This is a genomic window from Flavobacterium sp. CF136, assembly GCF_000282055.1.
GTDB lineage: Bacteria > Bacteroidota > Bacteroidia > Flavobacteriales > Flavobacteriaceae > Flavobacterium.
The window spans coordinates 52,971-77,246 of the sequence record NZ_AKJZ01000017.1 but is presented as its reverse complement, the minus strand read 5'-3'; the positions used below and the strand labels follow the sequence as shown (position 1 = coordinate 77,246).

General features: G+C 33.9%; 20 protein-coding genes. 15 read left to right on the top strand and 5 right to left on the bottom strand.

Going from position 1 to position 24,276, the window contains the following annotated elements; all coding sequences use genetic code 11:
- Nucleotides 1-154: 154 nt before the first annotated feature.
- From PMI10_RS07790 to PMI10_RS07760, 8 genes are all read left to right on the top strand, one after another.
- Complete coding sequence (locus PMI10_RS07790; RefSeq protein ID WP_007806412.1) at nucleotides 155-502, top strand: winged helix-turn-helix domain-containing protein; 348 nt, start codon at nucleotides 155-157, stop codon at nucleotides 500-502.
- 237 nt (nucleotides 503-739) lie between these two features.
- Complete coding sequence (locus PMI10_RS07785) at nucleotides 740-3,295, top strand: TonB-dependent receptor (RefSeq protein WP_007806410.1); 2,556 nt, start codon at nucleotides 740-742, stop codon at nucleotides 3,293-3,295.
- A gap of 234 nt (nucleotides 3,296-3,529) precedes the next feature.
- On the top strand, nucleotides 3,530-4,405 hold the full coding sequence (locus PMI10_RS07780) for a cell division protein FtsX (RefSeq protein WP_007806408.1): 876 nt from the start codon (nucleotides 3,530-3,532) through the stop codon (nucleotides 4,403-4,405).
- 88 nt (nucleotides 4,406-4,493) lie between these two features.
- Nucleotides 4,494-4,748 carry a DUF3098 domain-containing protein gene (locus PMI10_RS07775; RefSeq protein WP_007806406.1) on the top strand — a complete coding sequence of 85 codons (255 nt, stop codon included), beginning with the start codon at nucleotides 4,494-4,496 and terminating at the stop codon, nucleotides 4,746-4,748.
- Between the two features lie 88 nt (nucleotides 4,749-4,836).
- The gene (locus tag PMI10_RS07770; RefSeq protein WP_007806403.1) at nucleotides 4,837-5,634 is read left to right on the top strand and encodes an undecaprenyl-diphosphate phosphatase; all 798 of its coding nucleotides are present in this window, start codon (nucleotides 4,837-4,839) and stop codon (nucleotides 5,632-5,634) included.
- Nucleotides 5,634-6,335, top strand: a complete 702-nt coding sequence (gene truB / locus PMI10_RS07765; RefSeq protein WP_007806402.1) for a tRNA pseudouridine(55) synthase TruB — start codon at nucleotides 5,634-5,636, stop codon at nucleotides 6,333-6,335. Before PMI10_RS07770 ends, truB begins: the two co-directional genes overlap by 1 nt.
- Nucleotides 6,336-6,384: 49 nt before the next feature.
- Nucleotides 6,385-6,549, top strand: coding sequence for a hypothetical protein (locus tag PMI10_RS22170; protein WP_007806400.1), 165 nt, complete (start codon nucleotides 6,385-6,387; stop codon nucleotides 6,547-6,549).
- On the top strand, nucleotides 6,525-6,869 hold the full coding sequence (locus tag PMI10_RS07760) for a type II toxin-antitoxin system RelE/ParE family toxin (RefSeq protein ID WP_007806398.1): 345 nt from the start codon (nucleotides 6,525-6,527) through the stop codon (nucleotides 6,867-6,869). Before PMI10_RS22170 ends, PMI10_RS07760 begins: the two co-directional genes overlap by 25 nt.
- Before the next feature lie 473 nt (nucleotides 6,870-7,342).
- Here the strand turns inward: PMI10_RS07760 and PMI10_RS07755 are convergent, their stop codons facing one another.
- Nucleotides 7,343-7,960: a thioredoxin family protein gene (locus PMI10_RS07755; RefSeq protein ID WP_007806396.1), complete on the bottom strand. Its 618-nt coding sequence runs from the start codon at nucleotides 7,958-7,960 to the stop codon at nucleotides 7,343-7,345.
- A gap of 188 nt (nucleotides 7,961-8,148) precedes the next feature.
- On the opposite strand from PMI10_RS07755, the gene pyrH reads away from it, so the two are divergent.
- From pyrH to PMI10_RS07740, 3 genes are all read left to right on the top strand, one after another.
- A complete protein-coding gene (gene pyrH, locus PMI10_RS07750; RefSeq protein WP_035631551.1) occupies nucleotides 8,149-8,856 on the top strand; it encodes a UMP kinase in 708 nt (235 codons plus the stop codon).
- 77 nt (nucleotides 8,857-8,933) lie between these two features.
- A complete protein-coding gene (gene frr, locus PMI10_RS07745; protein ID WP_007806392.1) occupies nucleotides 8,934-9,497 on the top strand; it encodes a ribosome recycling factor in 564 nt (187 codons plus the stop codon).
- A gap of 117 nt (nucleotides 9,498-9,614) precedes the next feature.
- A complete protein-coding gene (locus PMI10_RS07740; RefSeq protein WP_007806390.1) occupies nucleotides 9,615-12,110 on the top strand; it encodes a DUF5686 family protein in 2,496 nt (831 codons plus the stop codon).
- Nucleotides 12,111-12,303: 193 nt separating this feature from the next.
- Here the strand turns inward: PMI10_RS07740 and PMI10_RS07735 are convergent, their stop codons facing one another.
- The 4 genes from PMI10_RS07735 to PMI10_RS07720 all read right to left on the bottom strand — a co-directional run bounded on the left by PMI10_RS07735 (nucleotide 12,304) and on the right by PMI10_RS07720 (nucleotide 16,725).
- Nucleotides 12,304-14,574 (bottom strand): cation:proton antiporter, encoded by a 2,271-nt coding sequence (locus PMI10_RS07735; RefSeq protein ID WP_007806388.1) that lies wholly within the window; start codon nucleotides 14,572-14,574, stop codon nucleotides 12,304-12,306.
- 264 nt (nucleotides 14,575-14,838) lie between these two features.
- Nucleotides 14,839-15,558 (bottom strand): LytR/AlgR family response regulator transcription factor, encoded by a 720-nt coding sequence (locus tag PMI10_RS07730; RefSeq protein WP_007806386.1) that lies wholly within the window; start codon nucleotides 15,556-15,558, stop codon nucleotides 14,839-14,841.
- Nucleotides 15,521-16,282: a sensor histidine kinase gene (locus PMI10_RS07725; protein WP_035631550.1), complete on the bottom strand. Its 762-nt coding sequence runs from the start codon at nucleotides 16,280-16,282 to the stop codon at nucleotides 15,521-15,523. The genes PMI10_RS07730 and PMI10_RS07725 overlap by 38 nt, the downstream gene beginning before the upstream one ends.
- Before the next feature lie 113 nt (nucleotides 16,283-16,395).
- Nucleotides 16,396-16,725, bottom strand: a complete 330-nt coding sequence (locus PMI10_RS07720) for a DMT family transporter (RefSeq protein ID WP_007806383.1) — start codon at nucleotides 16,723-16,725, stop codon at nucleotides 16,396-16,398.
- Between the two features lie 177 nt (nucleotides 16,726-16,902).
- On the opposite strand from PMI10_RS07720, the gene PMI10_RS07715 reads away from it, so the two are divergent.
- From PMI10_RS07715 to rpoN, 4 genes are all read left to right on the top strand, one after another.
- A complete protein-coding gene (locus tag PMI10_RS07715) occupies nucleotides 16,903-19,269 on the top strand; it encodes an efflux RND transporter permease subunit (RefSeq protein WP_007806381.1) in 2,367 nt (788 codons plus the stop codon).
- A 354-nt stretch (nucleotides 19,270-19,623) separates the two neighbouring features.
- Nucleotides 19,624-20,826, top strand: a complete 1,203-nt coding sequence (locus tag PMI10_RS07710; protein WP_007806379.1) for a carbohydrate binding domain-containing protein — start codon at nucleotides 19,624-19,626, stop codon at nucleotides 20,824-20,826.
- 378 nt (nucleotides 20,827-21,204) lie between these two features.
- Nucleotides 21,205-22,650, top strand: a complete 1,446-nt coding sequence (gene asnS, locus PMI10_RS07705) for an asparagine--tRNA ligase (protein WP_007806378.1) — start codon at nucleotides 21,205-21,207, stop codon at nucleotides 22,648-22,650.
- A gap of 84 nt (nucleotides 22,651-22,734) precedes the next feature.
- A complete protein-coding gene (rpoN, locus tag PMI10_RS07700) occupies nucleotides 22,735-24,195 on the top strand; it encodes an RNA polymerase factor sigma-54 (RefSeq protein WP_007806376.1) in 1,461 nt (486 codons plus the stop codon).
- Nucleotides 24,196-24,276: the final 81 nt, after the last annotated feature.

Here is a 24,276-nt window from a genome sequence, read left to right as displayed (position 1 = left end):
AGAAATATATTTCTTTATTATATTCTTTTTACACATAAAATCTATGTTTCTAGCCTGCACTGAGCGGAGTCGAAGTGTGTTAAATTAAACTTTTAGGAATGACACCCACTGGGTTTAAAAAGATTATTTTAGTATCGTTTTTAAAATGATAAAAATGGAAAGCAATAAAAAATATTCTATTGAAGTAAGACTTTGGATTCAGGAAGCTGAAGGACCATTTTTAGGCATTGGAAAAATCTGGCTGCTTGAAAATATCAAGAAAACAGGTTCTATCACCAATGCTGCAAAAGAAATGAAAATGGCGTATCGTCAGGCCTGGCAACTAGTGGAAGAAATGAATCAGCGTGCTGAAAAGCCCGTGGTTGAAAAACTTCTTGGCGGAAAAGGCGGCGGCGGTGCAAAACTAACCGAAGCAGGAGAAAAAGCCATTGCAATTTTTTATGAAGTCGAAAAACGTATTAAGGATTTTGCTCAAAAAGAAACTCAAAATCTGAAATTCTAAAAATTTGAAAAACACTATTCATTATAAAACACACTGAATTTCATTAAAGACTAAGGTGTCAGGCTGAGCGGAGTCGAAGCCCTTCCCATGCAAGTTTATCCTGAACGAAGCTGAAAGTTGCAAGAAGTAAGTTTAAATCAATTACATCAAATGGATTAAAAAAAATTAAATAACCAAAACCAGTTTTAACAACCTTCAGTATGCATTTTAAAACATACTGAAATCAAATTTACATTTATGAAAATAAAAATCTATTTCTTTCTGCTTTTTATAAGTTTTAAATGCTTTTCACAAACAGAAAATTCAAAAATAAATCAGGACAGTATTAAAAAGGAAGTCCTGAATGAAATTGTAATCACGGCATCCCGCCGTTCAGAAAATTTGATGCATTCTCCCATAAGTATTGAGCAATTAAAATCGGAGGAAGCAAAAAATATGGGTTCACCAAGTATTTTTGAAGCACTCGAAAATGTAAAAGGTGTTCAGATAATAACGCCAAGTTTAGGGTTTAAAGTAATAAACACAAGAGGTTTTGCAAACACAACCAATGTTAGGTTTGCACAATTAGTAGACGGAATCGATAATCAGGCTCCGCATTTAGGTGCGCCAATTGCCAATGCCTTAGGAGCGAACGATCTTGATATTGATAAAATAGAAATTATTCCGGGAACGGCTGCCGCTTTATACGGAATGAACGCCATTAACGGTTTGGCAAATATTCAGACTAAAAACCCTTTTGAACATCAAGGCATCAGCATTCAGCAATTGACGGGTGTAAATCATATTGGAAACAACGATCGGTTTTCACCGAAAGTATATTCGCAGTTTAATTTGAGATTCGCAAAAGCATTCAGTGAAAAATTGGCGCTCAAAATAAATGCTTCCACAACAGGAGGAACAGATTGGGTTGCCGATGGCCGAACTGATCTGGCTCCAAACGCCAATGCGTCAACCAGCTTGTATGGCTCAGATAATCCGGCTTATGACGAAGTTAATGGTTACGGAAACGAATCGGCAAACAGAAAAACACTGAATTTAAACGGCAAAAATTATGTTGTTGCAAGAACAGGTTATCGAGAAACTGATATTTCAGATTATGACATTAAAAATTACAAAGCTGATGTTGGTTTTTATTTCCGTCCAAAAAAAGGAAACGAACTGGCTGTAACTTATAAAACGGCATTGATCAATACCATTTATCAGCGTTCGAATCGGTTTAGACTGGACGATTATACCTTAAATCAATTTGCCGTTGATTACCATACTCCAATTTTTCAGGTGAAGGGATATTTAACTACCGAAAATACCGGAAACTCTTATAATATGCGTTCATTAGCCGAAAACATGGATCGCGCTTACAAATCAGACAATCAATGGTTTGCGGATTACAGCACCGCTTATAAAAATGCCATAACTAACGGAGCCACAATTGCCGATGCACATAAAATAGCCAGAACAACATCTGATCATGGACGTTTTGAACCCGGAACAGCTGCTTATGAAGCTAAGAAAAATGAATTAACTGATATTAATAATTGGGATATTGGTGCGGCTTTGCGAGTAAAATCGTCCTTGGTTCATGCAGAAGGTTTGTTCAATTGGGATAAAGCTTTTTCTACTTTCTTCGAAAAAATAGATGCTAAATTATTAAGTGGGTTCGATTACAGAACCTATATAATTGTACCTGACGGAAATTATTTTATCAATCCCGAAAGTGCTTCCGGAAATTTGACTTATCAAAAAACAGGTGGATTTACACAATTGACAAAAACTTTATTTAATGACAAACTAAGCTTAGGCGCTACTTTAAGAGTTGATAAAGCCGATTATTTTGACACTAAATTTACACCTCAGTTTACGGCAGTTTATACTCCAAAAGAAGCAATTAGTTTCAGGGCATCCTACCAAAACGGCTATCGTTTCCCGAGTATTTTTGAAGGTTTCTCTAATGTGAATTCCGGAGGTGTAAAACGTGTTGGCGGTTTACGCATTATGTCTGACGGTATTTTTGAAAATTCATATACCAAAGCATCGATAGATCAATTTCAGTCGCAGGTAAACAGTGATGTAAATACACTTGGGCTAACTCAGGCACAAGCTATTGAAAAGAATAAAAATACAATTCAGAAAAACCCATATACGTATCTAAAACCTGAATTTGTAAAATCATTTGAATTTGGTTTTAGAGGAATTGCACTAAATAAAGCGCTGTTTATAGATGCCGATTTCTATTACAACTCGTATAAAAATTTTATCGCCCAGGTCGAAGCAAGTATCCCGAATACTAGCGACCCTGCCCTTATACCAACTGCTTTGTTTTCTAAAGCAACCCAAAACAGATATCGTTTGTGGACCAATTCAAAAAGTAAAATTTATAATTATGGAGGAAGTCTAGGTTTAAAATATCGATTGGATCAAACTTTTACTGCTTTAACAAATGTCACTTACACCAAACTCGACCGAACAGATGATAAAGACGGTTTAGAAGACGGTTTCAACACACCTGAATTCAATATCAATGGAACTTTAATGGCAAATAATATCTGGCAAAATCTTGGTGCGAGCATAACAGCGCATTACCAAAACAATTTTGATTATGTTTCTTTTTTAGTCAGCGGCAATGTTCCTGCATACTGGTCAATGGATGCTCAGGTAAATTATAATTTCAAAAAGGGAATTACAGCGAAATTAGGCGGAACTAATATTCTGAATAAACCATACACTTCTATTCTTGGAGGACCATCAATTGGAGGATTATATTATTTGTCGTTGGTTTGGGAAACGAAAATTTAACCGCAAAGTCCGCAAAGTTTTATGTAAGGTTCGTAAAGTTGTTTCTATTTAATCTCGCAAAGACGCGAAATAAGTTAACTCCTTTAGCATAAAACTTTGCGGACTTTACGATTAAATACACTTTCTATTAAATATCTAATTGTATATTTATTGTACGAAAGTTAAAACTTTGACCGTTATTAACTTCAAATAAAGAAATTCTTTATTATTTTTACCACATAATTTAAGCATACTATGAGTTCGAACTTTGATAAATTTCAAAAACGCAGGTTAATTTCTTCTTATTTTTCGGTTGTATTAAGTGTTTTTCTGGTATTATTCCTTTTGGGAGTGCTGGGATTATTCATTATAAATTCTAAAAAACTGGCCAATGATTTTAAGGAAAAAATCGCAATGACGGTTTTCTTTAAAAATGAAGCTAATGATAGTGTTATAAAAGCATTCAATACCGAATTGAAAAGAGCTCCGTATGCAAGATCGTTTGTTTATGTTACCAAAGAAAAGGCTGCAAAAGAGCACACTGATATTATTGGAGAAGATTTCCTGACTTTTTTAGGCGAAAATCCGTTATTGAATTCTTACGACATTCATTTAAAAGCTGATTATGTTGAAAGGGACAGTATTTCAATAATTGAAAACAAATTACGCAAAAACACTATGATTTCAGATATTGTTTATGACAAACAACTGGTAAATCTGGTAAACGACAATATCAAAAAAGTTAGTATGTGGATATTAATCATCACTGGTTTCCTTACTATAATTGCTGTTTTATTAATCAATAGTTCATTACGATTATCCATACATTCAAATCGTTTCATCATTAAAACCATGCAGATGGTTGGTGCAACAAAAGCTTTTATCCGTAAACCTTTTGTTTTACGCAGTGTGAAATTAGGAATGTTAGGTGCCGGATTAGCCATTATTGCTTTAATTGCACTTTTACTGTATGTAGAAACCAATTTCCCTGGATTAGGAATTTTAGAAGACAAAATATTAATCGGATTAGTATTATTAGCCGTTTTCGGATTAGGTGTTTTAATTACCTGGGTAAGCACACACTTTGCAACACAACGTTTCCTGAATTTAAGAACTGACGATCTTTATTAATTTTAGATTGCTGATTAACGATTTATGATTTTTGATTAAAAACTTTAAAATATCGGAATGAAATTACTTCGTTCCTCGCAATGACAAAATGAAAAACAATAATAACACAGAAGAACCACAACAAAAACAGGAGTTCCTTTTTGACAGCATCAACTACAAAATTCTTTTGATAGGGATTGCAGTAATTGCACTGGGATTTATTTTAATGTCTGGTGGAGGAAGTGATAATCCGAAAATTTTCAGTGAAGATGTTTTTAGTTTCAGACGTATTCGCCTGGCACCAACTACCGTTTTAATTGGTTTTGGAATCACGATTTATTCTATTTTCAAAAAATCCAAATAAATAGATTTTGTAGATTTTTTTTGTAACCCTAAGCGAAGTCAAGGGGCACAGCAATTTAAAATCTGAAATCTAAAATCTAAAGCCCTCCATGAATACATTACAAGCTATCGTTCTTGCCATAATTGAAGGAATAACAGAATTTTTACCTGTTTCTTCAACTGGCCACATGATTATTGCCTCTTCTTTTTTTGGAATTGCACACGACGATTTTACTAAACTTTTTACGATTGTTATTCAGCTTGGCGCGATACTTTCCGTAGTCGTTTTATATTTCAAACGTTTCTTTCAGACGCTTGACTTTTACTTCAAACTTATAGTTGCTTTTATTCCTGCTGTAGTTTTAGGATTATTGCTAAGTGATTTCATTGATGGTTTACTTGAAAATCCCGTTACGGTTGCAATTTCACTTTTAATTGGAGGATTGATTTTATTGAAAGTTGACGAATGGTTCAATAAACCAAATACTGCCGAAACTTCTCAGGAAATCACTTACTTACAAGCTTTTAAGATTGGATTATTTCAGTGTATTGCCATGATTCCCGGAGTTTCCAGGAGCGGTGCCAGTATTGTGGGCGGTATGTCTCAAAAACTATCAAGAACTACTGCTGCTGAATTTTCATTCTTTTTGGCTGTTCCGACAATGTTGGGTGCAACCGTAAAAAAATGTTATGATTATTATAAAGCCGGATTTGAGTTATCTCACGATCAGGTTAATTTATTGGTTATCGGAAACGTAGTCGCTTTTATTATAGCACTTTTGGCTATTAAAACTTTCATTGGATTTTTAACTAAAAATGGTTTTACAGTTTTTGGTTATTACCGAATAATCACCGGAATCATTTTATTGGTGATTCACTTTTTCATTCATCCCCTTACAATTATATAATGACGCCTGAAGAATATTTAAACGGACAGGTTTTATTGATAGACAAACCTTTAAAATGGAGTTCGTTTCAAGCAGTCAATAAATTAAAATATCTTTTAATTAATAAAGTTGGACTTCCAAAAAAGTTCAAAATTGGTCATGCAGGAACTTTAGACCCTTTAGCTACCGGATTATTATTAATCTGCACCGGAAAATTCACCAAAAGAATTTCGGAATTGCAGGGTCAGGCCAAAGAATACACCGGAACTTTTTATATCGGAGCCACTACTCCATCTTATGATTTAGAGACAGAAATCGATCAGACTTTTCCAACGGAACATATCGATGAAACTTTGATTCACGAAACGGTAAAACAGTTTTTAGGCGAGATAGATCAAAAACCGCCTATTTTTTCGGCGATTAAAAAAGATGGTGTTCGTTTGTATGAACATGCGCGTGCAGGAGAAACTATCGAAATTGAAAGCAGAAAAACTACGATTCACGAATTTGAAATTACGAGAGTTGCATTACCGGAAATTGACTTTAGAGTAATTTGCAGCAAAGGAACTTATATTCGTTCGTTAGCATTTGATTTTGGAAAAGCAATGAATTCAGGCTCACATTTAACTGTTTTACGACGAACCAAAATTGGCGATTACGATGTGAAAGATGCAATTGATATTACTTTGTTCGAAGAAAGTTTGAATTTGAAAAAGGAATAATTAATTCACAACAAACTCATTTTCAAAATTTTTAGTTAACTTTACTATTATGAAGACTAAGAAAAACAACTCCGACAATCTTGCGAAACCAGGGAAATCAATGTCTCAAAAAAAATTCGTTTCAATAATCAAGGACGCTGAAGAGGGAACTTTTTATACTTTAGAAGAGTCGAAAAAACATTTTGAAGAATGGAGATCACAAAGAAAGAAGTAGTAACTTCTAGTCTTTTTGATTTTGTCGACTTACCTTCAATTCATGAATATGGAACGGAAACTTTCGGAATAAGACTTGCTGATAATTTTATTACTGAAATCTATTCTAATTTAGATTGTTTAACTATAGATTATCTTCTGCACCCAGAATGTCGGCATCTGAAGACCAAAACTAAAAAATACCGAAATATTATTTTAGGTTCCTATCTGATAATTTACAGAATAACTGAAACTCAAATTCAGGTTTTAAGAGCTTTTCACGGAAGTCATTCTCCTAAAAAAATTATGAAAACCAAAAAAATCACAATTAATCAAGCTTGATATTTCCCAAAATCTGAACTAATTTTTCCTAAATCCAAATTCGTTTTAGTAGCCAAAAAGTATAATTGCAAATTGGCTTTTTGATATTTTTATCAATTTAAAAGGAATAAAATAAAAAAGCACATTACGCAAAAAACAATAGTAATGTGCCTACACTCCTAAATTAAAGTATATCTCTATTCAATATCTTTGTTTTTTAATAATGAGGTATATTTTTACCCCCAAACAATAATCTCGAAAAAAAATCATAAAACTTTTCAAATAAATTTTTCATAATAGTGCATTTTTTAATGGTTAGATAATTAAACAGTCACCATAAATAGTACATCACAAATGATAGAAGTGGGATTCATCTTACAAAGATAAAAATATTTATTTTAAAACAAAATATTTTCACACCTTTTTAAATCGTATAACGTTTATTATCAATTAATTAACAAAATTTTAAGTAATTTAAGTCCCATTACAAAAAATCACAATCGATTATATTTGATATTTTCCATAATCTCAAGTAATTCTTCCTGAACCGAAATTCCTTTGTCGGCCAAATACCACAATTGTAAATCGGTTTTAATTTTTTCATCAATAACACCAAATTCTTTTCTATAATCCGCCATTAATTCGGTAGCCCCTTTTGGTCTCGGACCCCAATCTGCACGAACAATTCCGGCTTCTTTACAAATCACAATAACTTTCGGGATTGCTCTTCCTCCATTTGTTAAATAATGGCTCATTAATTCATCGTTTGCATCACGGAAAACAATTCGGAGATCGATCTTTTTATTTGACTCTAAAGCCATTTTATTGATGATGGGAAGTATTTGCGCCGCATCTCCACACCATCCTTCAGAAATTACCAGCCAAATATAATGGTTGTCTAATTTTTGCAGTTTATCAATAATATTCTCAGAAATTTTAATAGTTTTCTCGAGACGATTCATTCGGGCTTCATTCAGACTTGTATAATGCGTGAGATTTTCGGATTGTTCGTTACCTGTTGATTTTCCTTCGGACAATAAATCGGTAACTAATTTTCGATATTCAGAATAAGAATAACTATTGAATAATGCTTTGGCTACAATACTTTTCATATTTGTTTCGTTTTGAATCCTATAAATTTAGCAATTTTAAAAAAGAGAGAAAATGACTTTTATCACATCCAAAAAAATGAAGACTAAAATCATCCATAAATTTAAACAGAAAAGAGCAATTAATTTTTAAAAACATTATTTTAAAAAAACAGAATATGTCTATATTTGCACAAATTAACGCAACACACATGAAATATAAAAGAATTCTTCTAAAACTTAGCGGCGAGGCCTTGATGGGTGATTTACAATACGGAATTGACCCTAAAAGATTAGCCGAATATGCTGAAGAAATTAAGCAAATTCACAGTAAAGGAGTAGAAATTGCTATTGTTATTGGAGGAGGAAATATTTTTAGGGGCGTTGCTGGTGCAAGTGCCGGTATGGATAGAGTACAAGGCGATTATATGGGAATGCTTGCTACTGTAATTAATGGTATGGCTTTGCAGGGTGCCCTTGAAGATAAAGGAATGAAAACCCGTCTTCAAACAGCGCTAAAAATGGAATCTATTGCGGAACCTTATATCAAAAGAAGAGCAGATCGTCATCTTGAAAAAGGAAGAATTGTAATTTTTGGCGCCGGAACCGGAAATCCATATTTTACTACTGACACTGCAGCCGTTTTAAGAGGAATCGAAATTAATGCAGATGTTATTTTAAAAGGGACACGCGTTGATGGTGTCTATGACTGTGATCCTGAGAAAAATGCTTCGGCCATAAAATTTGACTTCATCTCATTTGATGATGTGCTTAAAAAAGGATTAAATGTAATGGATACAACAGCCTTTACTTTAAGTCAGGAAAACAAATTACCAATCGTTGTTTTTGATATGAACAAAATTGGAAATTTATTGAAAATCTGTGAAGGAGAAAACATAGGAACTGTAGTTAATATATAGTCATCAGTGACCGTTTACAGTCGCAATTGCAGACCTGAACTGAAAACTGAGAATGAAAACTGAAAACTAAAAAAGAAATGACTGAAGAAATAGAATTTATATTAGATAGTACTGAAGAATCAATGAATGGTTCGATTGCGCATTTAGAGAAAGAATTTCTTAACATTCGCGCAGGAAAAGCTTCACCGGCAATGCTTGGAAGTGTTTTTGTAGATTATTACGGATCAGCAACACCTCTTTCGCAAGTGTCAAAAATCAGCGTTCCGGATGCCCGGACAATCACTTTGCAGCCGTTTGAAAAAAACATGCTTCAAACTATCGAAAAAGCAATCATGGTTGCCAATATTGGTTTCAACCCAATGAATAACGGAGACGTTATCATTATCAGTGTTCCGCCTTTGACAGAAGAGCGTCGTAGAGACCTCGCAAAACAAGCAAAATCTGAAGCGGAAGATGCAAAAATTGGTGTTCGTAACGTACGTAAAGATGCTAATACTGAAATTAAAAAATTAGAAAAGGAAGGAACTTCTGAAGATGTTTGCAAATCAGCTGAAGAAGAAGTTCAAAACTTAACAAATACGTACATCAAAAAAATTGATGAATTACTGGCCGCTAAAGAGGCCGAAATTATGAAAGTGTAATTAATTTAACATAAATTAAAAATCCGTTTAGTAAAATTGTACTGGACGGATTTTTTTATTCTTATTTTTGCATACCAAAATCACATTCTTTTCGTTTTTGAAACTATAATACTCCGTATGAAGCTATTCTGTTTATTAACTTTGTTTTTTACGCTTACTATACAAGCGCAATTTCAAATAAACGGAATTGTAAACGACTCGAAAAACAAACCACTTCCGTTTGCTACGATTACGACTTCAGACAACAACAATACTATTACTGATGTAGATGGGAAATTTATACTTTCATCCAAATCAAAGATTACTTCTTTTACAGTTTCTTATATAGGTTTCAATACCAGAGTTATTGCTGTAACAGAAAATAAAAAATATTATCCGGTTTCTCTTTCTGAAAAAACAGATAATTTAAAAGAAGTTCTTATTTCTAATGAAAATCCTGCCTTAGCCATTATAAGGAAAGTTATTGCCAATAAAAACAATAACAATCCGCAAAAAAAGCTAAATAGTTTTGATTATAAAACATACAACAAACTTATTGTTACTGCCAATCCTGATTCTATTGATGGCAGAATTGACTCATCGGCTGTTTATAAAGACTTTAATAAAAAACGAATAAATATTGATTCATCTGATTATAAATTTAAAGAGATAATCAGTAAACAACATTTATTTCAAACGGAGAAATTATCACAATATCAATTTGGAAATAACAAACTGAAAGAAACGATTCTGGGTACCAAAATGGCCGGTTTCAAGCAGCCTGTCTATGAAATCATAGCTTTCAATTTACAATCTATTTCTGTTTACGATTCGAATTATGAATTATTCGAAACGAAACATGAAAGCCCAATTGCGAACAATGCACTTTCCGATTATAATTACAAACTTCTTGATACTGTTGCCATCAAAGGTCGAAATACCTATATGATTTATTTCAAAAACAAAAAAAGAAGAAAATCAAATGGCCTGGAAGGTGTTTTATATATCGATCAGGAAAATTTTGCTGTTGCCAAAGCTGTAATGCGAATAAAAGCCGTTTTAGATATCAGCGGCATACATGAATTTGAATATGTTCCGAATGAAAAATTATGGTTTCAGAGTAATACCACATTCAAAATTGTAAAAGGAAAAAACAAAGAAGACATAAAAATCTTAGGCGGAACCATTCAGTTTGATGCAGATGAAGGTGAAAACTTTGAATCACGAAAAAAAGTAGCCTCAGATTTTACTTATTTACTTTCTGAAAGCAACAATTTTGATATTCATTACAACACGAATACTCCAATAAAAAATCCATCTCTTTATATTGAAATTAAAGACGATGCCAGCAACAAACCTGAAACCTTTTGGAATAAATACCGAAAAGACAGTCTCGATTTAAAAAGCGAAAAAACATATCTTTTACTAGACAGTCTTTCATTGGATAGAAGAATAGAAAAGCGACTGGGATCTGGCCGAAAAATCATTAATGGTTACTTCCCTATTGGTCCGGTTGATCTTGATTTAAAGAAAATAATAAGCTACAATAACTACGAAGGTTTTAGATTAGGTCTTGGCGGAATTACAAATGACCGGTTTTCTAAAAATTTCAGAATAGAAGGTTATGGCGCTTACGGTACAAAAGATGGCGTTACGAAATACAGTATAGGTTCAGGGGTTTTACTGGATAAATACACCAATACCTGGCTGAATGGATATTATACCGATGACATTCGGGAAATTGCAAGTACCGTTTTCGCAGTCGACAAACGTGTTTTTAAAATTTATGATCCGCGCCCGATTAACATCAGCACTTTTTACGAATACATTAGTTGGAGAGCCAATCTTCAAACTAAAATCATTCCTAAAACCGAGGCTGTTCTGGAATTATCCCGAAATGATATTACGCCCAAATTTGACTATCTTTTTAATTTAAACGGAAAATTATATTCGAGTTACATCATGACCACAGCAATGCTTTCGATTGTGTGGGCCCCATTTAGTGATTTTATGCAAACCCCAACCGGCAGAACCGAATCTGATAAAAGGTTTCCGAGGTTTACTTTTCAATACACGCAATCACTGCCAAATGTTTTAGGAAACGATTTTACTTTTGGAAAGATAGATTTTAAAACAGAGTATGAAAAAAAATACCTGAACGGACAAAAAACAAGTTTATTATTGCAGGGAGGTTATGCAATGGGCGATGTTCCTATTACTCATTTATACAGCACTGCACCTAATAACCTGACTAAAGAAACAATTGTTCAGCGTATTACTTTTTCCGGGAGAAACAGTTTTGAAACCATGTATTTCAATGAGTTCTTTTCCAGTCAATATGCATTCTTTCAGATTAAACATGGTTTTGACCGAATTAAGTTACTGAGAAAAGTTCGTCCTTCATTAGTGCTTGTGACAAGAATGGCATGGGGAAGTATGAAAAACCCGGAACAACACGTTGGACCAATGTACAAAACTTTAGACAAAGGTTATTTTGAATCCGGAATTGAGTTAAACAAAATCTATAAAGGTCTCGGCCTGGGCGGATTTTATCGTTATGGGCCAAATCAGTTACCGAAATTTGAGGATAATATTGCGGTTAAAATATCGTATGTTTTGGATTTAGGATTGTAAGCCTATTTGTCAATTTCGACGAAAGGAGAAATCGCATCCAATAATCCGCGACGTGGAGATTTTACTTTGTGTAAGCGTGTGTGATTTCTCCTTTCGTCGAAATTGCAATGCAAAAAATATCAAAAAACAAATCCCAAATTCCAATCTTTAAAAATTGGGATTTGGGATTTCAAATTTTGGAATTTAAAACTCTCTACGGTTTCAAAATCAAAACCGAAGGCGTATTATTCAGCCATGTGCTTTGTGATTCTATCAGCTTTTTCCAACTGTCAAGGCTTATAATCATTAGGTTCTGACTTTCTAAAAACTCTTTTTTAATTGTTCTGTCGTGCATAATCATGATATGATTTGGAGCAATCTGTTCAATGGAACGTATTGTTTCCTGAATATCACGAGTGCTTTTTACTTCGCCGCTTGCATCCAAAACAGTAATTTGAGAACCATTATTATTGATTAATTTTTTAGCATAGTCAATTAGAAAAGCATCTTCCTTACTAAAAACCGGCATAAAAACCTGATTGACTTCTTCTAAATCCTTATCGATAAAAATTCCGACAGGCATTTTACTCTTCGCTATAATATGACGTGTTCTTTCATCAAATGGCGAGTTTTCGAACAAACCTTCTTTTCCTGTAAACTTATCTATCAAACGATCCGGATTTACAATTCTGGTTGTAAAACCAAGTATTTTCCCAAGCAAAGTTCCGTCAAAAATAGACTGTCCCAGCCCTACCAATAATAAATCGTACTCTCCCTGGTTAGCCATATCAATAATATCTGTATCAATATCATTCGTTACTTTAAAAACGCTGACCATATTTTGGTTCAACCGTTCAGATTCTTCAATAATCGGCACCAGCATTTTACGCTCATGGTCTTTTACATCAAACGAATGTATTTCGGTACTTAAGGAAAGATGCATCGCTGTTACGATTGAATTGTCTCCTTGTTTTTTGACTAAGCTATTTGCAATTTTCAATAACTTCTTCCCTTTTTCAGGTGTAGCAAACGAAAGTAAAATCTTGTATTTGCTTTTGTTTCCAATTTCCTGTGGAATAGCTGTGATCTTTTCCTTAAAAATAAAGCCGATAAAATCTAAAGCCGGTCCAGTCATAAAAGTGGTTACCAAAGCCATTATTACCATCATTGTAAAAATCTCTGTAGACAAAACACCCAGATCATATCCGATATTCAGAACTACAAGTTCCATTAAACCACGAGTATTCATTAACGCTCCAATTGCCAGACTATCTTTCCAGCTTTGTCCGACAAATTTAGCTGCCAAAGCACTCCCAAAGAATTTCCCGGTTACCGCAACTGCAATAATTACTCCGGTAACTTTCCATAAATACGGATCGTTTAACAAACCAATCTGCGTACGTAAACCTGTAAATACAAAGAATAATGGCAATAAGACAATTATGGAAACGTCTTCGACTTTTTCGATAAATATATTTCTGAATTTATTATTTTCCGGCATAATTGCTCCAGCAAGAAAAGCTCCAAACAAAGCATGAATTCCAATTAACTCAGCAGCATAGGCAGAAAATAAAAGCGTTAAAAAGAAAATTGCAACAACAGGTTTGTTCAGACTTTCACGAGTCGAATTTAAATCTCCCACACGTTTCAGGAACGGGCGAACTATTTTTAGCATGATAATAACATACAAAATAGCCAAACCAATAACATATAATGAACTCGCCAGCGAACCCGCTTTTACAATAGCAATTACAACCGCCAGAATACACCAGGCCGTAATATCATCGGCCGCGGCACAAGTGATGGCAATTGTTCCGAGTTTTGTTTTCTGCATACCGCGTTCCTGAACAATTCTGGCCAAAACCGGAAAAGCCGTAATACTCATCGCAATACCCATAAATAATCCGAAGGAAGAAAAAGCAACTCCTTCCGGCGCAAAAGTACCATAAACGAAATAGGCCAGAGTCAATCCTAAAGCAAACGGAATAACAATACTGGCGTGACTGATAACTACGGATTCGTGTGCTTTATTTTTAAGAACTTTCAAATCTAATTCCATACCGATAACGAACATGAAAAGTATTAAACCTATCTGACTCAAAAATTGTAAGTTCCCTAAAGATTCTTTTGGAAATAAAGCGGCTGAAAATTCAGGAAAATACATTCCGACCAAAGACGGTCCTAATACAATACCGGCAATCATTTCACCTATTACCGAAGGCTGTCCTATTTTTCTAAAAAACCATCCAAACAAACGCGCAACTAAAATAATAGTTACAATCTGCGCTAATAAAATGGCTAATGGATGTTGTAAGTTTTCGACCATTGAATGAAGAAAATCATTCCAATGATTGCCTTCTATTTTTTTCTGAACAATACCCCGCCCCACTTCAAGTACAGCGCCTTTTGAAATTACCCAATATATCAGAGCTGTGAAACCACCAATAACAGTAATGTAAAACAAGGAGTTTTTAAAATTATTCATAACTCATTTTTTAAATTTATTGGGGCAAATATCCAAACTGATTTTTAAGCGAAAAAGTAAATTCAAACCTAATTTTCAATCTATGTAACAAGTCTGAAAAACTTTGTAATAAGTTAGATTATCCTTTAAGAAAAAGTTGTCATCCTGAGTCCATTCGGCTTCGCTCAGGATAAACTTAGTCGAAGGCTTGCATTACAAAAAGGGGCTTCGACTCCGCTCAGCCTGACACATAATATTTTTTTATCCTTATAAATAAAAAACATTTTAAACCTTAACTTTTTTCAAAAAGTCAGAACGATAGGTTTCACTCAAAATTAAGGTGCTGTTTTTCTCATTTTTTTCTAAATGATGCAAAACAATTTCGTTATGATTAAAAAATTTAATTGCTTTTACAGCCACAATTTCTTTTTTGTTTATGCGGCAAAAATCGGCTTCCGGTAATTCTTTCAAAAGTGTATCAAATTTCACATTCTTCAAATTCAGAAAACTGCCATCAGTAAGAAGTACGGTTTTATCACGACTGTCGCTAACAGCGGTTTTGATGTACTGAATCTCATTAAAATACAATAAGGTTTTTCCTTTATCTGTATTTAACTGAATAAATTTTCTGGCAGTATCCGGTTTATGAAATCGTTCAAAAGCCTTTGAAATTGCTTTTTGCAAACGTTCTAATTTTACCGGTTTTGTGATATAATCTACAGCATCGATATTAAATGCATCAGCTGCATATTCTTTATAAGCTGTACAAAAAATAATTAATTTGTCCTGCAGCGTTTCTGCTAAATGCAAACCGTCAATTCCAGGCATTTCGATATCTGAAATTAATAAATCAAAATCGAGATCCGGAATTTCGGCAAGGAGTCTCTCAGGATTATTAAACGTTTTTATTATTTCTACTTCAGGAATTTGTTCACAAAGCATTTTTAGGTACATTAATCCAGGCAACTCATCGTCCAGCAGCAAGCATTTCAGTTTTGTATTCAAGTAAATTTATTTTTAGATGAGCTATATAAATATCGTTTTCTACGAAATTATCGAGTTTGAAATTATTTTTATAAATGATTCGCAAGCGATGTTCTAAAGTCGCATGGCCAAAACCGCTTCTTTCTTTTTTAAGAACCTTTTTATCCGATATTTTATTCGAAACCGTCATGAAAAAAGTATTGTCCTTAAACTCAAAAACAACCGAAATAAAAGCATCTGCACTCTGGAGATCAGCATGTTTAAAGGCATTTTCAATTAAATCAATAGAAATTAACGGTGCCAGCAAAGGCTGTTCATATAATTTATCTTCGTAATTAATATTGGTTTTTATCTTCAATTCAAAAAGCGGGCTGATTTTGATTTTATTGATCTCAATTAAATTCAGTGCAAAATCAATTTCTTCTTTGGCAGTGACAAATTTTTTCTTGCTTTCATATAAAATATAATCCAGGACATTCGCCAGTTTATCTAAAGCAAAATAAGTCTGATATGCATGCGACTGAATCGAATTTAGGATATTCTTAAAAAGATGCGGATTCAGTTTGGACTCTAAGGTTTCCAATTGTAAATCGTTCACTTTCATTTCAAGTGCATAAAAACTCTTTTCGGCATCCTCTTTCGCTTTTTTTGCCTGCATCAATTGATACATTATAAAGCAAATGATAACAATTAGCAATAAAAGAATTGCCAGAAAAATAATAGTGATGGTGTTGTTTTCTTGCATTGTTGTTTTATTATTTATTCAAATTTTTTATTACTATTCAAAAAATGATTAAAAGATTACAAATTAATAATCAGCGAAAATCTGTTTCATCTGCGTAATCAGTCTTCTATTTTTTAATGACTTGAAACAAACTTCAACCCGATAATTGAAGCAATTAAAGTTGAAAGAAAAAATATTCTCCAGAAAGTTGCCGGTTCTTTAAAAATAAAAATACCTATCAAGACTGTTCCAACGGCACCAATTCCTGTCCAAACAGCATAAGCAGTACCAATTGGCAGAGTCTGCGTCGCTTTATACAACAAAATCATACTAATTGAAAGGCAAACAAAAAAACCAGCCATCCAATATGTAGATGCAATTCCTGATGTTTCTTTTGCTTTACCTAAACATGATGCAAAACCAACCTCAAAAAGTCCGGCAATAACTAATAAAATCCAGTTCATTTTCTTTCCGCTTTTAAATTAAGTACAAATATGAGAAAAGCTAATGGAGAATTATACAAAACATATAAATATACTAAAAATTAGTCTGTTAATTAATGTTAACAAATCGCAAAAACAAAGGTCTTTGTTTATGATTTATAGCACTTTTCACTACATTTGCACCATTTTACAGAATTTATGAAAAACACCATCCAAGTTGGGTTTTGGGAAAAAATAGCCCGGATCATACTTAAAAACAGAATAACGATATTAATTATTCTTGTTGCCTTAACCGTTTTCCTTGCTTTTCAATGGAAGAATCTTTCTATGTCCTATACTGAAGCCAATCTGCTTCCTAAAAATCATATTGCAAATAAACAGTATCAAAATTTCCTGGATAAGTTTGGTGAAGAAGGGAATTTGGTTGTAATTGGTTTTAAAGACCCTAACTTTTTTACGCCAAAAAATTATGCTGCCTGGAATGAATTGATGACCAGCCTTAAAAAGTCTAAAGAAGTAGATCTGGTGGTTTCCCTAAATGATTTAAAAAAATTAGAAAAAGATACCGTTAACGAAAAATTTGTCCTTACTCCGTTTATTGATCAGGAAAAAACAATCGATCCGGCTTATTTAAAAGAAATTCAGCACGATTTATTCAACAACTTGCCTTTTTATGAAGGATTACTGTTTAATAAAGAAAGCGGAAGTGTTCGTTCTGCTGTTTACATCAACAAAGATTTGGTTAATACCGCAGAGAGAAAAACATTTATCATTGAGAACCTGGTTCCGAAAATCGAGAAATTCGAAAAAACGACCGGTGTTGATCTTAAGGTTTCCGGAATGCCGTATATCAGAACCATAAATGCACAGGATATGAAAGGCGAAATTGGTCTTTTTATAGGTGGTGCCTTATTGATCGTTTCCTTGATTTTCTTCTTCTTTTTCCGTTCGTTCAGAGCTACCTTTATTTCGATTTGCATTTTAATTGTTGGCGTAATGTGGTCATTCGGAACCCTGGGATTATTTCATTACAAAATCACCATTTTAACAGCTATTATTCCTCCACTGATTATTGTAATCGGAATCACGAATTGTATTTTCCTGATTAATAAATACCAACAGGAAATCAAGCTTCACAACAATCAGGCAAAAGCATTGCAGCGTATTATTTCTAAAATCGGGGTAGCGACCCTGATGACGAACCTGACTACTGCTATTGGTTTCGCTACCTTTATGATTACGGGTAATGATTTGCTTTTTGAATTTGGTTTGGTGACCTCTATCAATGTAATTTCAGTTTATTTACTGACTTTGGTAATCGTACCTATTGTGTACAGTTTTATGCCATTGCCAAAAGAGAAACATTTGTATCACTTAACCAAAACCTATATTTCGACTTTGTTGGATTGGGTCGAAAATATTGTAAAAAACAAACGAAAAGTAATCTATACTATTTACGGTTTGCTTTTGGTTTTTAGCGTTATCGGAGTTTCGCAAATGAAAGTTTCCGGAAGTCTGATTGGTGAAATGCCCAAAAGCGCTTCGTTTTATAAAGATATTTTATTTTACGAAAAAGAATTTAATGGTGTGATGCCTCTCGAAATTATGATTGACACCAAACGTAAAAAAGGTGTCATGAAATTATCGACGATGCGTAAAATGGATGAATTGCAAAACACGATTGCTTCAATGCCTGAATTATCAAAACCGGTTTCTATAGTAAATCTGGTAAAATATTCGAAACAGGCTTTCTATAACGGAAAACCTGAATATTATCAATTGCCAACTTCACAAGAGCAAGCCTTTATTTTGAGTTATGCCAAAAATGCCACAAAAAACAGCAAGGATAATTTAATGAAAGCCTATGTAGATTCGACGGGACAATACGCCCGAATCACAACTTTTATGAGAGATATCGGAACTGATAAAATGGCAAAAGTCGAGAAAAAACTGCATTCTAAAATTGATGAAATTTTTCCAAAAGACCGTTATGAAGTTACGCTAACCGGAAAAGCATTAGTTTTCCAGAAAGGGACATCCTATTTAGTTGGTAATTTAATTGAGTCGTTAATTTTTGCAATTTTAGTTATTGCCGGGCTTATGTTGTATTTGTTCAGATCTTTTAAAATGGTAATGGCATCTGTAATTACGAATATCTTACCGCTTTGCATCACATCCGGATTAATGGGGTATTTTGGAATTCCTTTGAAGCCGTCAACGATTTTGGTATTCAGTATTGCGTTCGGAATCTCGGTAGATAATGCGATCCAATTTATGGCGAAATATCGACATGATTTACTGCAAAGCAATGGAAAGATAAAAAAATCCGTTTTTAGCGCTTTGAGAGAAACCGGAATCAGTACTTTTTATACTTCGGTAGTATTGATTTTAGGCTTTGCCACTTTTACGCTTTCCAGTTTTAGCGGAACAATTGCGTTGGGGGGATTAATTTCCTGCACTTTGGCTTTTGCCATGTTTGCCAACTTATTGGTTTTACCGGCTTTGGTTTTGACTTTTGAAAAGAAAAAAGCAAAGAAAGAGGATTTGGAAAATTTAGAACAATAAATCAACCAACATATATTTGATTTCTAAAATCTTGTATGTGAAATTCTAATTATAAACTATAATCTTAAAAGAGCTGCAACTTTAAAGTTGCAGCTCTTTTTATTTTAACCCTGCTTCAGTTCACAATAGATTAAAAACACAGCTAAATAATATAGTACTTTTGAACAAAAATACACAAACGGTTGTTTTAAAACCTACTGATTTAGAAATACTTCACAACTATCTGATTATTAATATTTAAAATTTATTTGTTAAATGAAAAAAAATCCTATTTTTGTTAAAATTATTACTTGTTTACACAATCGATTGTTTTAAAAAACTTTATTAATTATCAACCAATTAAAAACTTAAACCATGATTAAAAAATTACTTTTTTTATTTTTAACCGTAAGTGGCATTTCATCTTCATTAAATGCACAAAACTTAATTGTCAATGGAAATTTTGAAGCAGGAACCGGAGACGTCTTTACAAATTGGACCAAAACCAATGGGGCAGCAAATTTAACTGCAGAAACTGTAAACATACATGGTGGATTAAGAGCCCTGAAAGCTATTTCTACTGGAGCTAATGAATACAATGTACAGCTTCAAAGTGATGCTATGACAACTGTTATTGGAACCAGTTATGAAGTTAGCATGTGGATTAAAGGAGTCGCCGGAGGAAATACTGTACGCCTTTCAACATCAGGTGGAACTGCTGTTTATGGCTCAGCTTTTACTGTTACAACCGGATGGAAAACTTGTATCCTAACCTTTACGGCCACTGCAACAAGCACAAAAATCAATTTAGATTTAGGAAAAGGAACTGATACTTTTTACGTAGATGATGTTGCTATGTATGATTTATCAACTTCATCTTCTTCAGATTTCATTTTGAATGGTAACCTTGAGGCAGGGACCGGTGATACATTTACGAACTGGTCAAAATATAATGGAGCAGCTAATCTGACTGCTGAAGCAGTAGAAATTCATGGTGGCGTAAGAGGATTAAAAGCAATTTCTACAGGTGCAGCAGAATACAATGTACAATTGGTTAGTGATGTAATGACTTTGGTAGTAGGAAGAACTTATACTGCAAGCATGTGGATTAAAGCAGTTACAGGTGGAAATACTGTACGTTTTTCAACTACAACGACACCTTCATCAGATGCAAATTATGGTTCCAATACAACTATTGGAACAACCTGGCAAAAAATATCATATAGTTTTGCTGCAAAAAATGCTTCAACAAGACTTAATCTCGATTTAGGAAAAAGCACTGATACGTTTTATATTGACGATATTAGTTTTATTGGAGCCAGCATAACTTTAGCTAATGAAAAATTTGAAAGCAACAATAATAAAGTAGTATTTTATCCAAATCCTGTTCAAAATGATTTGAATATTAGTTCTGATGCTGCCATCAAATCTTTAATCATTAGTGACAGTACAGGAAAAACGGTTAAAACTATCAAAAATGCCGAAAATATTCAGTCTGTTGATGTATCCAATTTAAGTCATGGCTTATATATTTTGTCTACAGATAACAATCAAACATTTAAGTTTATAAAGAATTAGAAAAAAAATGCCCTGAAATATAGAATTCAACCTACATCAAAAACCCTTAAACAATTCAAAAGCTACAACCTCCCCAAGTTGTAGCTTTTTTAGTATTCGTGAATTTTTGATTCATGATAAAAATTAAATCATTTTTTCTTTTCAAAGCCAAATGATTTCTAATCCCTCCTGCCCCAGCCCGGAATTACCCCGTTTAATTCTTATTTTCATGGGAGTTCATGAACTACGTTTACAGCGGCATCCTCTGGCGGGACACGAGCGATAGCAAACTGACGAAGTAAATAGCTCCTTACTTCTATTCCAATGTGGCAATTACAAACAAATCGATTATATTTGCATTTCGATTGAAATACTCTTTAAATATCAATATTATATAAAATGAAACACACAAAAGTTAAAGACTTATTAAACAGTACTACGACGCTTCAGGAAGTTAATGCAAAAGGATGGGTGAGAACTTTTAGAAATAATCAGTTCATCGCGCTTAATGACGGTTCTACCATTAATAATATACAATGTGTTGTTGATTTTGAAAATACACCGGAAGAAACTTTAAAAAGAATCACTACCGGAGCAGCGGTTTCAGTAATCGGAACTTTGGTGGAGAGTAAAGGTGCTGGTCAGAAATATGAAATTCAGGTTACAAAACTTGAAATATTAGGAGATTCTGATGCTGAGAAATTCCCAATGCAGCCTAAAAAACACTCGTTGGAATTCTTGCGTGAAAATGCACATTTACGTGTTCGTACCAATGCCTTTGGAGCAATTATGCGCGTGCGTTCGGTATTGTCATTTGCGGTTCACAATTATTTTCAGCAAAAAGGTTTTGTGTATGTAAATACGCCAATTATCACAGGTTCTGATGCTGAAGGTGCAGGTGAAATGTTCAAAGTTACGGCTTTGCCTTTCGACAATACGCCAAGAACTGAAGACGGAAAAGTAAATTATAAAGAAGATTTCTTTGGAAAAGAAACGAACTTAACGGTTTCCGGACAATTAGAAGGTGAAACTTTTGCGATGGCATTGGGTCAGATTTATACTTTTGGGCCAACTTTTAGAGCTGAAAATTCAAATACTTCCCGTCACCTGGCAGAATTCTGGATGATCGAGCCGGAAGTTGCTTTCAATGATCTTGATGACAACATGGATTTGGCTGAAGATTTTATCCAGTACGTAATTAAATATGCTTTAGACAATTGTAAAGATGATTTGAAGTTTTTAGAAGGAAGACTTTTAGAAGAAGAAAAATCAAAACCACAGGCTGAAAGAAGTGAAATGGCTTTGTTGGAAAAATTAAACTTCGTTTTAGAAAACAACTTCAAACGTGTTTCTTACACCGAAGCTATTGACATTTTAAGAGATTCAACTCCAAATAAAAAGAAAAAATTCAGTTATATCATCAACGAATGGGGAGCTGATTTACAGTCGGAACATGAGCGTTATCTGGTTGAAAAACACTTTAAATGTCCGGTAATTTTATACGATTACCCGGCAAACATAAAAGCGTTTTACATGCGTTTGAATGACAACACAGAACCTGGAAGAGAAACAGTTCGTGCAATGGATATCCTTTTCCCTGGAATTGGAGAAATCGTTGGTGGTTCAGAAAGGGAAGAGCGTTACGATGTTTTGGTTGAAAAGATGAAAGCTTTAAACATCGATGAAGAAGAATTATACTGGTATTTAGACACCAGAAGATTTGGTTCTGCAACTCACGCAGGTTTCGGACTTGGATTTGAGCGTTTGGTATTGTTTGTAACCGGAATGACAAACATTAGAGACGTAATTCCTTTCCCGAGAACTCCTGGAAGTGCAGAGTTTTAAAAAAAATTGTTTCAGGTTTCAAGTTTCAGGTTGTTCAGCACTTGAAACTTGAAACATTAAACTAAAAAGAACAAAAAAATATAAATGCTAAAGCAATTTTTAAATTTAAAATTATCCCAAAAATTATCTCCACAGCAAATTCAGCTGATGAAGTTAATTCAATTGCCTACGCAAGCTTTTGAGCAACGTTTATTAGAGGAAATGAACGAAAATCCGGCTCTGGAAGCAGGAAAAGAAGACGAATACGAAGCCGATGAATTTGCTAATGAAGACTACGACGATTATGATGATGCGGAATCTGACAGAATCGAAGCAGACGACATTAATATAGACGAATATTTAAGCGACGACGATACCCCGGATTATAAAACACAAGCCAATAATTATAGTGAAGATGAGGAGCGCGAAACGCCTTTTGCATCACCAATTAGTTTTCATCAGGATTTAATCAATCAGCTGAATACATTTATTCTGAATGATGAAGAGCGTGAAATTGCCGAATTCCTTGTTGGAAGTATTGATGATATGGGTTATATCCGCAGAAGTATTCCGGATATAGTCGATGATATGGCCTTCACTCAGGGAATTTATACTGATGAGGTAATGGTCGAAAAAATGCTTCACGTCATTCACGAACTGGAACCTTCAGGAGTTGGTGCACGTGATTTACAGGAATGTTTATTATTGCAATTAAAGCACAAAACACCAACGGAATATGTTGATCTGGCAATTGACATTATCGAAAATCAGTTTGATGCTTTTACCAAAAAACATTACGATAAATTATTACAGAAATACAGTGTTTCGAATGAACAGCTTAAAAAAGCGATTCATGAAATCGAAAGGCTGAACCCAAAACCGGGCGGGTCTTATACCGGGAACAATAAAGTTACGGAGAATGTAGTTCCGGATTTTGCCATCAGGATTACAGACGGTGAACTGGAGTTGACCTTAAACGGAAGAAATGCTCCTTCCCTGCACGTTTCTAAAGATTATCAGGAAATGATGCAGACCTATAAAGATTCCCGTGATAAATCGACAGCTCAAAAAGATGCGGTTCAATTTATCAAGCAAAAACTGGATTCGGCAAAATGGTTTATCGACGCTATCAGGCAACGTCAGGAAACACTTTTTGTAACGATGAATGCGATTATGCATTACCAGGAAGAATTCTTTTTAGATGGTGATGAAACCAAACTAAAACCAATGATCTTAAAAGACATTGCAGATATGGTTGGGTTAGATATTTCGACGATTTCTCGTGTTGCAAACAGTAAATATGTAGAAACACCATACGGAACAAAACTGATTAAAGAGTTTTTCTCTGAAGCCATGAAAAATGATCAGGGAGAAGATGTTTCGACTTTGGAAATCAAAAAGATCCTTAAAAATACTATTGAAGAAGAAGACAAAAAGAAACCTTTGCCGGACGATCAATTGGCAGAAATCCTAAAAGAAAAAGGCTATCCGATTGCCCGAAGAACAATCGCAAAATACCGTGAGCAACTTGATATTCCGGTTGCGAGAATGCGAAAGAAAATTTAATATATCAATCTTAATTCATACGCAACTCATATTAAACCGGATTAAAATCCGGCCCTACAATATGGTCCGAGCCGAAGGCTC

Coding starts and splice junctions, on each gene's coding strand:
- PMI10_RS07780 (WP_007806408.1), top strand. CDS start 3,530: ATGAGTTCGAACTTTGATAAATTTCAAAAACGCAGGTTAATTTCTTCT.
- PMI10_RS07715 (WP_007806381.1), top strand. CDS start 16,903: ATGAAAAACACCATCCAAGTTGGGTTTTGGGAAAAAATAGCCCGGATC.
- PMI10_RS07720 (WP_007806383.1), bottom strand. CDS start 16,725: ATGAACTGGATTTTATTAGTTATTGCCGGACTTTTTGAGGTTGGTTTT.
- PMI10_RS07740 (WP_007806390.1), top strand. CDS start 9,615: ATGAAGCTATTCTGTTTATTAACTTTGTTTTTTACGCTTACTATACAA.
- PMI10_RS07755 (WP_007806396.1), bottom strand. CDS start 7,960: ATGAAAAGTATTGTAGCCAAAGCATTATTCAATAGTTATTCTTATTCT.
- PMI10_RS07760 (WP_007806398.1), top strand. CDS start 6,525: ATGGAGATCACAAAGAAAGAAGTAGTAACTTCTAGTCTTTTTGATTTT.
- PMI10_RS07775 (WP_007806406.1), top strand. CDS start 4,494: ATGAAAAACAATAATAACACAGAAGAACCACAACAAAAACAGGAGTTC.
- PMI10_RS07725 (WP_035631550.1), bottom strand. CDS start 16,282: ATGCAAGAAAACAACACCATCACTATTATTTTTCTGGCAATTCTTTTA.
- truB (WP_007806402.1), top strand. CDS start 5,634: ATGACGCCTGAAGAATATTTAAACGGACAGGTTTTATTGATAGACAAA.
- PMI10_RS07790 (WP_007806412.1), top strand. CDS start 155: ATGGAAAGCAATAAAAAATATTCTATTGAAGTAAGACTTTGGATTCAG.
- PMI10_RS22170 (WP_007806400.1), top strand. CDS start 6,385: ATGAAGACTAAGAAAAACAACTCCGACAATCTTGCGAAACCAGGGAAA.
- frr (WP_007806392.1), top strand. CDS start 8,934: ATGACTGAAGAAATAGAATTTATATTAGATAGTACTGAAGAATCAATG.
- rpoN (WP_007806376.1), top strand. CDS start 22,735: ATGCTAAAGCAATTTTTAAATTTAAAATTATCCCAAAAATTATCTCCA.
- PMI10_RS07735 (WP_007806388.1), bottom strand. CDS start 14,574: ATGAATAATTTTAAAAACTCCTTGTTTTACATTACTGTTATTGGTGGT.
- pyrH (WP_035631551.1), top strand. CDS start 8,149: ATGAAATATAAAAGAATTCTTCTAAAACTTAGCGGCGAGGCCTTGATG.
- PMI10_RS07785 (WP_007806410.1), top strand. CDS start 740: ATGAAAATAAAAATCTATTTCTTTCTGCTTTTTATAAGTTTTAAATGC.
- asnS (WP_007806378.1), top strand. CDS start 21,205: ATGAAACACACAAAAGTTAAAGACTTATTAAACAGTACTACGACGCTT.
- PMI10_RS07710 (WP_007806379.1), top strand. CDS start 19,624: ATGATTAAAAAATTACTTTTTTTATTTTTAACCGTAAGTGGCATTTCA.
- PMI10_RS07770 (WP_007806403.1), top strand. CDS start 4,837: ATGAATACATTACAAGCTATCGTTCTTGCCATAATTGAAGGAATAACA.